The sequence below is a fragment of the Mannheimia varigena genome (assembly GCF_013377235.1).
GTDB classification, from domain to species: domain Bacteria; phylum Pseudomonadota; class Gammaproteobacteria; order Enterobacterales; family Pasteurellaceae; genus Mannheimia; species Mannheimia varigena.
In genome coordinates, this window is the sequence record NZ_CP016226.1 from 889557 (window position 1) to 902025 (window position 12469).

The following is a 12469-nucleotide window of genomic DNA, read 5'->3' on the forward strand; positions in this document are numbered from 1 at the left end:
TGCAAAAATTTGCAGAAATCTGACCGCTTACTTCCCTCTTGAACTCGGATTTTCCCCGAACTGTCGTTTGTATTCTCGGCTGAATTGGCTTGGGCTTTCATAACCGATTTGGTAAGCGGTTTCACTGACATTCAAACCGGATTGCAATTTTTCTCGGGCAACATTCAAGCGTAGCGATTTTTGATATTGTAACGGCGTCATTGCCGTGACATTTTTAAAATGGGCGTAAAATCCTGCCACACTCATTCCCACTTGTTGTGCTAGCTCCGTCATATTCAAAGGCTCGGCAAATTGCTGAGTCAAAATCTCGGTTGCTTGGGCAATTTTGGCGATATTACCCTCTTTTGACAGCAACGAACGTAGGTAATCGCCTTGTTCCGATTGCAATAAGTAGAAATACAATTCTCGTAATATCAGTGGAGCAAGAAATTCGATTCGCTCTGGAAAATTAAGCAAGTTAATCAGCCGAATAAGACACTCTTCTATCTCATTTTCTAATACCCATTTATGGCGAGATGCGGTGGCTTCGCTGATCTTTTGTGGAGGAAGTTGCCCGATAACTTGCGAAATCAACTCAAAATCCAACTGCAATGAAAGGGCAAGATAAGGCTGGTTTTTGCTGGCGGAAATACTTTGCGTGACAATCGGCAAATTCACCGGACAGAACATCATCTCTTGACGAGCAAATATCTGGCACTGCCCATTAGTACAAATTTGTCGCTCCCCCAACAGCACCACACACAAACTCGGCTCTTGCACATAGCCACTAAATGCCAAGGCTTGATCTGCGGCGTGAATAGTTAGCCCCTTAATCGGCGTTAGCCAAATCTCATTTTTCGGGGCAAGCGTAAAAAGAGAATGAATAATATCCTGAGAATGTTGCATTGTTTTTAATGTTTTAGAAAATTAGGCAAATTTTATAGAAAATTGGGCAAGACAGCAAGGCGGAAAATCCGCATAATGCACGTATTCCAAACAATGCAGTTTTAATTAAATGAACCATACAAACCAGATTTCCACACTACAACATTGGCTTAATCAACAGATTCCTGCTTGCGAAAGTTTAGGGTTAACGTTAGAGCAAGCGGATAGCGATTGCGTAAAAGTCAGTTGCGATTTTGATAAAAATCGTAATCACCACGGCACAATGTTTGGCGGCAGCCAATCGCTTTTAGCAACAGCTTGTGCTTGGCTAACGGTGTATTTGAATTTTCCGAATGCTAACGGCAATATCGTTATTCGTCAAAGCAACATTCGCTATCTTGCCCCAGCGAAAAGCCAAGTGTCGGCAATTTGCGGTAAGTTGGAAAATAAAGAAATGGAAAATTGCTTGGCTATGCTCAAAAAAAGCGGCAAAGGCAAAATGAAAGTGCAATGTGAATTAGTTTGCGATGGAAAAACTGTTTCCGTGTTCCACGGTGAATTTGTGATTTTTTGTAATAATTAGGAGTAACTCAATGAAAATTTTTTACCATACCTCAGCAACGGCAACAGGCGGACGTGATGGACATACTCGTGTAGATGATGGCTCAATCGGTTTTGATTTAGTCGGCTTCCAAAACGAAAGCGGCAAAGTCGGCACCAACCCCGAACAACTTTTCGCAATGGGCTATGCGGCGTGTTTTGACAGTGCAATGAACCACGTTGCCCCAACACTTGGCATTAAACCGACCAAATCTTCCACCACTGTTGGCGTAGGTATCGGACAGAAAGAGGGCGGTGCATTTAGCCTTGATCTTGATATCACGATCACGGTGGAAGGACTGAGTTTAGAAGAGGCGAAAAAACTGATTGAAAAAGCCCACGAAGTTTGCCCATACTCCAATGCGGTGCGTGGCAATGTGGAATGTCGCTTGCACGTTAAAGTCGTAAACAAATTTGATTTATAAAAAACAGAACCAAATACCGCCTAAGTGAAAATTTAGGCGGTATTTTTTATACTCTCAATCTTTCCTGATTTTCGTCTCCACAAACTCCAAAAACTTCCTTACCACCGCCGATTGATAACGGTGTTTGACATACAATAAATGCAGCGAATATTCAGGCATTTGCGTGTGCGATAAAATTTCCACCAGCCCATTTTCGGTAATTAAGCGATTGGCGGTTTTGTCATACAGCATTCCAATGCACCGCCCATTTTTAATCGCATTTTCAATGGCATACACATCATTGCTGGCAAAGGCGTAGGGCAGTTCCAGAGATTTTTTGCCATTGGGAATGGTCAAATATTTTTGCTCAGGCTTAGCATAACCCACCAATGGAAATTTCGCCAATTCCGCCAAAGTTTGGGGCGTGCCGAATTTGTCCAAAAGTTTGCGGTGGGCAAGCCATTTGGCACGGATTGTCATCACTTTTTTGGCGACCACGCTGTCGGTGTGCAACTCGCCCACCCGAAAGGCGACATCGATGCTGTCTTCCACCAAATCCAAAATGCGGTCAGTAACTTGCAAATACACGCTAACTTTTGGATAAATCTCACAAAATTCATCTATCCACGCCCAAATCTCGTCCATTCCCTGCGTGGTGGAAATGCGGAGTTTTCCGCTAATATCGCTATCATCGGCGGTAAAGTTTTGGGTGATTTGGGTGAGATTATCCACGCTTAACGCAATTTGTTCATAAAATTGTTGCCCTGCCAGCGTGGGTTTTACGCCTGTTTTTTGGCGGTCAAACAGTTGTACGCCAAGCGATTTTTCAAGTTCGGTAATTTGACGGCTGATGGTGGCAATCGGCACGCCCAATTTGTCAGCCGTTTTGGAGAGCGAGCCTGTTTGGATAATGTGGGTGAATAGGGGCAAAGTATTTAAATTCATAAGATTTTCATTTTTGGAAAGTACATTTCCATTTTAATGTATTCATCTTTAATTTCAATAAGATAAAATACCCCCATTCCATTACTTTTAAAGAGAAATTTTATGAAAAAATTCACCACTACCGTCATTGCCCTAACTCTTACCACACTTGGCGTGGCGTGTCCCCCAATCAACCAAGCCATTCAACCGCAAGCCCAATCAGTACAAACAGCCAATTTTGACACCGCCAAACAAGCCCCACAATTAAGCTACATCAAAGGCGTTCAAAGCCCCGAAGATTTGGTACAAATTCCTGATACCAAATGGATTATCGCCAGTGGAATGGCGAATAACAGCGGTCTGCATTTGATTGACAGCACCACCAAAACCGCCACTCGCCTGATTGCCCCAAAAGGCAAAGCCATTGCCGAATTTGCCACCAGCACCGAACAGCCTGATGCGGACGAAATGCAAATTCACGGCATTCACATCAAAAAAGTGGGCAAAAATTACCGCCTGTATGCCGTCAATCACAATGGCGTGGGCGAGAAAATCAGCCGTGAAACCATTGAAATTTTTGAAATTAACACGCACGGCACGCCCACGCTCACTTGGCTTGGCAATGTGCCAATGCCCAAAGACGACACGGGCAAATATCTGGCGGGCAATGGTGTGGTGGTAGGAGCGGATGGGGCGATTTATGTAACCGTGATGATGCACCCAGAGCATACGCTTGATGATATGTTTGCTGGGCGAAAAACTGGAGCGGTTTATCGTTATTCGCCCAAAGTCGGTCATTTTGAAAAATTGCAAGGTTCAGAATTGAATGGCAATAACGGCATTGAATTGTCCGCTGACGGCAAATTCATCTATGTCGCCCATATGCGTGGGTTAAGCAAATTGACAAACAGCAATCCTGTCAAAGCGGTTACAACAACCACGCTTAATTATGGCGTATTTGACAATTTACATTGGGCAGGCGATAAACTTATTAGCGCAGGTTCGCAGACGGCAACTTGTGGCGAAGTGATGACTTTTGAGTGTTTAAAAGATTTTCACATTACCCAAATCAATCCTGATAATTTGGCGGTTCAGCCTTTGTTTAAGGGCAAATATACGGCGGAATTTAGTGGTGTTTCTACCTTGTTGCCAATGGGGAAAACTTATTATTTGGGTTCGTTTTATAAAGATAAAATGGCGTATTTTGAAGTGAAGTAATACTTTCATATTCTTCCCCATTTTCCCCAAGCGGTCACTTTTGCAAAAAAATCTGCAAAATCGACCGCTTGTCTATCTTTTTCTCGCAATATTCTCTATAATCGCCTATCTTTTTATGTTCTTTAAAATCTGGTGGAAATATGAACCCAATGTTAAACATTGCTATTCGTGCTGCACGAAAAGCAGGCAATATTATTGCCAAAGGCTATGAGCAATCGCCTCAAGATACTCAAGTTTCACAAAAAAATACAAATGATTATGTAACCGAAATTGATAAAGCGGCAGAAGCGGCGATTATTGAGGTGATCCGTAAATCGTACCCTGATCACTCAATCGTAACAGAAGAGTCTGGCGTATTAAACGGTAGCAATGAAAATGTGCAGTGGGTGATTGATCCATTAGATGGCACAACCAACTTCGTAAAACGCTTACCGCATTTCTCTGTTTCAATTGCTATTCGAGAAAATGGCCGCACAACCGTAGGGGTGGTTTACGATCCTATCCGTAACGAGCTTTTCACTGCTGTGCGTGGTGAAGGGGCGAAATTAAACGAATTTCGCCTGCGTATTGATGCTGAACGCCGTGATTTAAAAGGCACAATCTTAGCAACCGGTTTCCCATTCAAAGTGCTCAGACACCGTGAAGCTCACTTAAATATGCTTGAAGGCTTGATGAACAATGGCGTGGCAGATTTCCGCCGTACCGGTTCAGCAGCGTTAGATTTAGCTTATGTTGCAGCTGGTCGTGTGGACGGTTTCTTTGAAATCGGCTTAAAACCTTGGGATTGTGCAGCAGGCGAATTAATCGCTCGTGAAGCTGGTGCGATTGTGACCAACTTTGTTGGTGGAACAGATTACTTAAAATCGGGCAACTTAGTGGTGGGTAACGGTCGTGTGGTGAAAGAGATTTTAAATAGTATTCAGCCAACTTTAACTGAAGAACTAAAAGCTTAATTTTGTAACAACATCATTTGCTCATTTTGCGAATAAATTGTGGGAATAAATATGATGGAAAAGAAGTATCCTCTGTTAAATGAAATCAATTCTCCTGAAGACTTGCGTTTGCTCCCTACAGACAAACTACAAGAGGTGGTTGATGAATTGAGATCCTATTTACTGGAGTCTGTGAGCCAAACAAGTGGCCATTTAGCCTCTGGTTTAGGTGTAGTAGAACTCACGGTTGCTTTGCATTATGTTTATCAAACCCCATTTGACCAGCTGATTTGGGACGTTGGGCATCAGGCTTATCCACATAAAATCTTGACAGGTCGCCGTGAGCAAATGCACACCATTCGCCAGAAAGATGGAATTCACCCTTTTCCTTGGCGTGAGGAAAGCCCTTATGATGTATTAAGTGTTGGGCATTCTTCGACTTCCATTAGTGCAGGTTTAGGCATTGCGGTTGCGGCTGAAAAAGAAGATGCTGGACGTAAAACTGTTTGTGTGATTGGCGATGGAGCAATTACCGCAGGTATGGCGTTTGAAGCATTAAATCACGCAGGTGCATTACATACCGATATGTTGGTTATTTTAAACGATAACGAAATGTCGATTTCAGAAAATGTAGGAGCATTAAATAACCACCTTGCCCGCATCTTCTCTAGCTCGCTTTACACATCTATGCGTGATGGCAGTAAAAAAATTCTTGATAAAGTACCAACTATCAAAAACTTTATGAAGAAAAGTGAAGAGCATATGAAAGGCGTTATTTTTTCGCCAGAAAGTACTTTATTTGAAGAATTAGGTTTTAACTATATCGGCCCGATTGACGGTCATAATATTGATGAATTGGTGAAAACCTTAAGCAATATGCGTGAGCTGAAAGGACCTCAATTCCTACATGTTCGCACTAAAAAAGGTAAGGGTTATGAGCCTGCGGAAAACGATCCGATCGGCTATCACGGTGTGCCTAAATTTGATCCAACAATTAATGAGCTACCTAAATCAAAAGCACCACCAACCTATTCCAATATTTTTGGCGATTGGCTATGTGAGATGGCAGAGCGTGATCCGAAAATTATCGGTATTACTCCTGCAATGCGTGAAGGTTCGGGTATGGTTGAATTTTCCAGACGTTTCCCGGAACAGTATTTTGATGTAGCAATTGCTGAACAACACGCTGTTACCTTTGGTGCAGGCTTGGCAATTGCAGGATATAAGCCTGTTGTTGCTATTTATTCAAGTTTCTTACAACGAGCTTACGATCAGCTTATTCACGATGTGGCAATTCAAAACTTGCCTGTCATTTTTGCCATTGACCGAGCTGGTATTGTTGGAGCAGATGGTCAAACCCATCAAGGTGCATTTGATTTAAGCTTTATGCGTTGTATTCCAAATATGACAATTATGGCACCAAGCGATGAAAACGAAATGCGTCAAATGCTTTATACCGCTTATACAATGAATACGCCAACTGCTATTCGTTACCCTAGAGGGAATGCAAAAGGTGTAGCGTTGCAACCAATGCAAGCATTAGGATTGGGTAAAGCGAGGGTAATACGTGAAGGCAAAAAAGTTGCAATTTTAAACTTCGGAGCATTATTAGACGAAGCCAAAATTGTGGCAGAAAAACACGATTATACGCTTGTTGATATGCGTTTTGTTAAGCCACTTGATGAAGATTTACTCCAAAAAATGGCGGATTCACACGAGCTTTTTGTTACCCTTGAAGAAAATGCTATTCAAGGTGGAGCAGGGAGTTTTGTAAATGAATATTTGCAAAATATCGGCAAAATTAAACCGCTTGTAATGCTTGGTATTCCTGATTTCTTCGTGCCTCAATCTACCCAACCTGAAGCTTATGCCGATCTCGGTTTAGATGCAAAGGGTATTGAAGCAAAAATCCAAAAATTCTATTCTTAATCATATAGAAGATCCCCTCTAAACAGGGGATTTTTGACATAGTTCACATTTCTAACAAAATATTTCACACAAATCTCACAATTTATTTTACTTTACTCATACTCCTACTTACAATGACACGATTTTTTAGTATTTATACTAAAAATCTTTCTTCATTCATTTATAGATTATAGGATTTCTATTATGTTGTGGTTCTTTTTCTGCGTAGCCATACTTATTCTTGGCTATTTTACCTATGGAAAAATCATCGAAAAAATCTTCGTGATTAATCCAAATAAATTAACACCGGCTAACTCAATGAGAGATGGTGTTGACTATATGCCAATGTCAAAAACAAAAATTTGGCTTATTCAATTATTAAATATTGCAGGCACGGGTCCTATCTTTGGCCCTATTTTAGGTGCGTTATACGGGCCGGTTGCAATGTTATGGATTGTTATCGGATGTATTTTTGCTGGTGCAGTGCACGACTATTTCTGTGGTATGTTGAGTATCCGTAATGGTGGTGCAACAATGCCAAACCTTGCAGGTAAGTTTTTAGGTCGTCCGGTTAAATTATTTATTAACGTAATGGCATTGGTTCTACTTTTATTAGTAGGTGTGGTGTTCGTTGCCAGTCCGGCTCAATTATTAGCAACCATTACAATGGACGTTGCAGGTGCAACCCAAGGTGCAATGGAATTAGGTGATGTTGAAGCGGTAAAAGAAGCTGTTGCAGCAGGTGGTATTACTGTTTGGGGAATGGATAAAGCAACTGTTATCTCTGTTTGGACCTTGATTATTTTTGGTTACTATATTCTTGCAACCTTATTACCTGTGGATAAAATCATCGGCCGCATCTATCCATTCTTTGGTGCATTATTGCTCTTTATGTCTGTGGGTATGGTGTATGGCTTAGTGAGTGCTCATTTAAGTGCAACAGATCCAATTGACTTCTTCCGTACCGTAAATGCGGATGGTCAAGGTTTAACGTGGGAAAAATTCACCCAAAACTTCCAAGTGAAAGGTGATGTTCCAATTTGGCCATTACTATTCTTAACGATTTCTTGCGGTGCATTATCAGGCTTCCACGCAACACAAACACCATTAATGGCACGTTGTGCACAAAATGAAAGCGAAGGTCGCTTCATTTTCTACGGTGCGATGATTACTGAGGGTGTAATTGCATTAGTATGGTGTATGGTTGGTCTTGCATTCTATGAAAACCCACAAGCATTACAAGATGCCATTGCTGCAGGTTCACCGTCTAAAGTGGTATATGATAGCTCATTACACTTCTTAGGCTTTATTGGTGGTATCTTCGCGGTATTAGGTGTGGTGGTATTACCAATTACTTCAGGTGATACCGCATTCCGTGCAGCACGTTTACAATTAGCGGAAATCTTTGGTATCGAACAACGTGCATTAGTAAAACGTTTATACATTGCAATTCCACTGTTTGTTCTTGGCTTTATTGTATCGAAATTAGACTTCAGCGTGTTATGGCGTTACTTCACTTGGGCAAACCAAATGACAGCAATGGTAATGTTATGGACAGCAGCAGGCTACTTATATCGCTACAACAAATTCCACTGGGTATGTTCAATCCCGGCGTGGTTTATCACAACCGTGTGTGCAACTTACTTAGCTTACAACAAAATCGGCTTCGGCTTAGATTACCAATTATCGGTGTACATCGGTTTAGCGATTACAGTAGTATGTATCATCTGCTTCTTCACATTACTTAAACCATATAATGTGCGTGACGAAGATGAGTTAGCAACCAGCTAAACTTGATTAAAAATGCAAAAATGGGGACAATAAGTCCCCATTTTTATTGGTTATACGACGTTGACTATGCGATTTTTTGATACTCACACTCATCTTGATTACCTTTCAGAAAGCCTTAATTTAAGTGTTTCTACACTAGTGGAAAATGCTCAAAAACATCAAGTGGAAAAAATCTTAGTAGTTTCTGTTTTTGCAAAAAATTTTGAAAAAGTAACCGCTTGTGCGAATGAAAAACCGGAAAATATTGTTTATGGCTTAGGGCTTCACCCACTTTATATTCAAGAGCATCAACTTGCTGATTTAGATTTATTAGAAAATCAACTCAGTCAAAAAGCTCCACTCTGTACTGCAATTGGTGAAATAGGCTTAGAAAAAGCCGTGATCGAAGTTTCTTCTCCTGAACTATGGAAAAAACAGTGTGAGTTTTTAGAGGCACAGCTTGCCCTTGCTAAAAAATTCCATTTGCCAGTTAATCTTCATTCACGTAAAAGCCACGATCAGTTATTTGTGTTTTTAAAAAAAGCACAGCTTTCTCAAACCGGCGTGATTCACGGATTTGCTGGGAGTTATGAACAAGCAAAACGTTTTGTTGATCTCGGCTATAAAATTGGCGTGGGCGGCACAATTACTTATCAACGAGCGAACAAAACCCGTGAAGCAGTCCGAAAATTACCGCTAGAAAGTTTATTGTTGGAAACTGATTCTCCTGATATGCCTGTTTTCGGTTTTCAAGGACAACCTAATCGACCGGAGCGGCTTATTATGAGTTTTAATAGCTTATGTGAATTGCGAAATGAGCAACCCAAAATTATCGCTGAAACCATTTGGCAGAATAGTGAAAGATTATTTTCTCACACCTGATTTAATCTTTTTTGTAGGTGTTGCCAAACCTGCAAGCCGTAGTTTTTATCAAAATAGGTACAAATTGTCTCTTCTTTTGCTTTTGCCTCACGATCTTCGCAACAATTTACAATTCTTTGCTGATAAATGACCGCTTGTAATTCAAAATGCACACCGGAGAGCAGATAATATCCCTGCCCTAAATATCCTTCTACCATCGTGAATGATCCATCTGGATAGTAAGCTAATGGGCAGAAAACTGCTTTAGGTGTTGGCTCAAAGCAGCAACCGCCGTGATAATAAAACATCGTTTTTTCACCTTCTGCAAGTGTTATCTCGATCATCGCTTTACTCTAGCTCCCTTCATCGTAGAGCTTTCCATTCGTAAACTTAGGTAAGCTACCTTTTGCAACACCATTAAATAACGAAAGTTCTCGGCTACCTTTTACACTATAGCCAAGTCCTATAAAATCCAATTCAGCACAACCATAATAAGCTCCGGCACAGATACCGAGATAAGCTCCGCCTTGTTTAACAAAATGGCGAATTTTACGGTTGCCTTCTCCGTTTAATTTTTTGCAGTAAGGCAAATCTGCCCCACCGGGCATTACAAATAAGCAGCCATCGGATAATTTGCCTTGAATAATTTGTTCAGCATTTATAGGGCAAGCTGGGCGTTGTAAATGCTGCTCTACCGCTAATAACAATGACTGAACACTAATTTCACTGCTACCTTCATCACAATAAATATAAGCTGGTTTTACCATTTTAAATTTGCATTTACCCCAAAAGATGTATTCTTATATAATCTGCTGCGAACATTTTTACTATATTTAAGGAGAAAAGTATGTTCACCACTCAATTAACTCAAACTAAACGTTGGCTAGAAGCCAATAGTACAACAACATTTTGGTTGAAAACCTTTATCGGTGCAACCTTACTTGCAATTTTTGCTCAAATTTCTGTACCAATGTACCCAGTACCAATTACAGGGCAAACACTTGCTTTAACGGTTGTTGGTTTTGCAATGGGGCGTAAAGCAGCAACGGCAGCAGTATTACTTTATCTCTTTGAAGGAGCTATTGGATTACCTGTTTTTGCCAGTGGTGCTTCAGGTTTCCATCACTTCTTTGGTCCGACAGGGGGATACTTATTAGGTTATATCCCAACTGCCTATTTCTTAGGCTATTATAGCGATAAAGGCGTATTAAATTCTTTTTGGAAGAGCTTATTTGTTGCATTAATTGCAAGTGTGATTACTTTTGCTTTCGGTTTAGCACAACTTTATTTCTTTGTACCGGAAGGCACAGTATTACAGGCTGGTTTATATCCATTTATTTTAGGTGGCGTGCTTAAGGCTCTTCTCGCAAGCATCTTAGTTAGCCCAAGCTACAAATTCTTCTCTAAACTCTAATCTTTCTAAGGCTTTGCTTAATGCAAAGCCTTTTCTATTCAACTGATTATCCTATTTTTGCTTAAAAGTGATTAAGTCGGTACAATGTTTTTAATAATAGTAAACCGATTAAGGAGAATTCATTGAATAGCACTAAATTTTACTCCCTTTATTCAGGTATCTTTTTTCTGTTTTTCGGCTATGGTTTATTTCTAAACTCAGCAGGAATTAAACTTGCCGAAATGGGGGTAACGGATATTATCATCGGTTTACTCAATGCGGCTTTCTTTATTGGAGCTGCATTAAGCACCATTTTTGCTCACCGTATTGTTTCGAGTGTCGGGCATATCCGCTCATTTAGTGTATTCTGTGCTGTTTTCGCGATTGCTGCTCTCAGCCATATGATGGTCGATAATTTATGGATCTGGGGCGTCTTACGCATCATTTTGGGCTTCTGTCATTATAGTTTGTTGCTTTTAGTGGAAAGTTGGTTAAGCGAAAAAACGAATGTTGATACCAGAGGCAAAGTGCTTGCTACCTATAATATTATTTTCTACCTAGCTTTTATTTTGGGGGTGAGTTTATTAAGTTTAGAGCTTAACAGCCGAAACATTTTTACCTTATCGACCATTTTAGTAGTGATGTCGATGATCCCCATCGCTTTAACTAAAATGGTTCAGCCTGATATTCCAGCTCGTGAACGTATTAGCATTCCTAAACTATTTTCGATTTCGCCATTAGCCTTAGCTACCAGTTTTATTAGCGGAATGTTGGTCAATGGCTTTTTCACAATGGTCTCGGTGTTCCTACTGAAATTTAGCTTTTCACTAAGCGAAATTTCGCTTTATTTGATGATCTCGATGATCGGCGGTTTTATCAGCCAAATGCCGATGGCGATGCTCTCAAACCGCATTGGCAGACGTAACGCTATTTTAGCTTGTGCGGTGGTCGGTACTCTTACTGCACTTATTGGGCTATTTGCAATTTTTCAAGAAAATTTGACCGCTTGGATACAATACATCATTGCCTTTTTATTTGGCTGTAGCCTATTTAGTTTATATGCGTTGAGTATCGCCCGGGCTAACGATGAATTGCCGAATAATATGAACACCGTTGAGGTAAGCAGAGGCTTGCTATTTTGCTATGGTTTAGGGGCATTAGTTGCCCCACCGCTTATCGGTTTGGCGATGAGTATTTCCGCTGAATATGGTTTTTATGCACTATTTGGTTTGTTTTCACTTATTTTATTCATTTGTGCTATTAGAACTAAACCAATTCCGAAAGCAGAGCGTGCGGAAATGCAATATGCTACCCCTATTGCCACTGCAAGCCCAATTGAAGAAATTGAATTAGTGGAGGAAGAGCTTATTCCATTTGATGAAGGGGTGGTGCAAGAATACCAAGCTCAGCTTGAAACGCTGGAAGAAGAGCAACAAACCGAAAATGAAAATAGTGAACTTGATGAGAAAAAATCTGAAGATAGCTTAACCAATAGCGAAAACAGTAAGGTTTAATTTTCCGTTGTTTTATGCTAAAATTTCCGTGCTTTTATTCCCCATTTGTAAGGGAAATAATAAGCAAATTGCAAAATTTTA

General features: G+C 40.6%; 13 protein-coding genes. 9 read left to right on the top strand and 4 right to left on the bottom strand.

The window, feature by feature from the left end; translation table 11 throughout:
• Positions 1-27 precede the first annotated feature (27 nt).
• A complete protein-coding gene (locus tag A6B40_RS03960) occupies positions 28-885 on the bottom strand; it encodes an AraC family transcriptional regulator (protein WP_176671630.1) in 858 nt (285 codons plus the stop codon).
• Between the two features lie 109 nt (positions 886-994).
• Between A6B40_RS03960 and A6B40_RS03965 the strand changes: the two genes are divergently transcribed.
• Both A6B40_RS03965 and A6B40_RS03970 read left to right on the top strand, forming a co-directional pair.
• Positions 995-1447, top strand: a complete 453-nt coding sequence (locus A6B40_RS03965) for a YiiD C-terminal domain-containing protein (protein ID WP_176671631.1) — start codon at positions 995-997, stop codon at positions 1445-1447.
• 10 nt (positions 1448-1457) lie between these two features.
• Entirely contained in the window at positions 1458-1889 is a 432-nt protein-coding gene (locus tag A6B40_RS03970) for an organic hydroperoxide resistance protein (RefSeq protein ID WP_176671632.1), read from the top strand.
• A gap of 54 nt (positions 1890-1943) precedes the next feature.
• Here the strand turns inward: A6B40_RS03970 and A6B40_RS03975 are convergent, their stop codons facing one another.
• Positions 1944-2813: a LysR family transcriptional regulator gene (locus A6B40_RS03975; protein ID WP_176671633.1), complete on the bottom strand. Its 870-nt coding sequence runs from the start codon at positions 2811-2813 to the stop codon at positions 1944-1946.
• A gap of 102 nt (positions 2814-2915) precedes the next feature.
• Between A6B40_RS03975 and A6B40_RS03980 the strand changes: the two genes are divergently transcribed.
• The 5 genes from A6B40_RS03980 to A6B40_RS04000 all read left to right on the top strand — a co-directional run bounded on the left by A6B40_RS03980 (position 2916) and on the right by A6B40_RS04000 (position 9502).
• Positions 2916-4010, top strand: a complete 1095-nt coding sequence (locus A6B40_RS03980; protein WP_176671634.1) for an SMP-30/gluconolactonase/LRE family protein — start codon at positions 2916-2918, stop codon at positions 4008-4010.
• Between the two features lie 140 nt (positions 4011-4150).
• Entirely contained in the window at positions 4151-4963 is an 813-nt protein-coding gene (suhB, locus tag A6B40_RS03985) for an inositol-1-monophosphatase (protein ID WP_176671635.1), read from the top strand.
• A gap of 54 nt (positions 4964-5017) precedes the next feature.
• Complete coding sequence (dxs, locus tag A6B40_RS03990) at positions 5018-6871, top strand: 1-deoxy-D-xylulose-5-phosphate synthase (protein ID WP_176672318.1); 1854 nt, start codon at positions 5018-5020, stop codon at positions 6869-6871.
• Between the two features lie 183 nt (positions 6872-7054).
• Positions 7055-8641, top strand: a complete 1587-nt coding sequence (locus tag A6B40_RS03995; RefSeq protein ID WP_025342280.1) for a carbon starvation CstA family protein — start codon at positions 7055-7057, stop codon at positions 8639-8641.
• Between the two features lie 66 nt (positions 8642-8707).
• Positions 8708-9502: a TatD family hydrolase gene (locus tag A6B40_RS04000; protein ID WP_176671636.1), complete on the top strand. Its 795-nt coding sequence runs from the start codon at positions 8708-8710 to the stop codon at positions 9500-9502.
• Here the strand turns inward: A6B40_RS04000 and A6B40_RS10140 are convergent.
• Positions 9493-9825 (bottom strand): hypothetical protein, encoded by a 333-nt coding sequence (locus A6B40_RS10140; protein ID WP_236966876.1) that lies wholly within the window; start codon positions 9823-9825, stop codon positions 9493-9495. The genes A6B40_RS04000 and A6B40_RS10140 overlap by 10 nt on opposite strands.
• A 9-nt stretch (positions 9826-9834) precedes the next feature.
• Positions 9835-10248 carry a BPL-N domain-containing protein gene (locus A6B40_RS10145; protein ID WP_236966877.1) on the bottom strand — a complete coding sequence of 138 codons (414 nt, stop codon included), beginning with the start codon at positions 10246-10248 and terminating at the stop codon, positions 9835-9837.
• 80 nt (positions 10249-10328) lie between these two features.
• Between A6B40_RS10145 and A6B40_RS04010 the strand changes: the two genes are divergently transcribed.
• Both A6B40_RS04010 and A6B40_RS04015 read left to right on the top strand, forming a co-directional pair.
• Positions 10329-10895 (top strand): biotin transporter BioY, encoded by a 567-nt coding sequence (locus tag A6B40_RS04010; RefSeq protein ID WP_025342277.1) that lies wholly within the window; start codon positions 10329-10331, stop codon positions 10893-10895.
• 122 nt (positions 10896-11017) lie between these two features.
• Complete coding sequence (locus A6B40_RS04015) at positions 11018-12388, top strand: MFS transporter (RefSeq protein ID WP_176671637.1); 1371 nt, start codon at positions 11018-11020, stop codon at positions 12386-12388.
• The last annotated feature ends 81 nt before the right edge of the window (positions 12389-12469 follow it).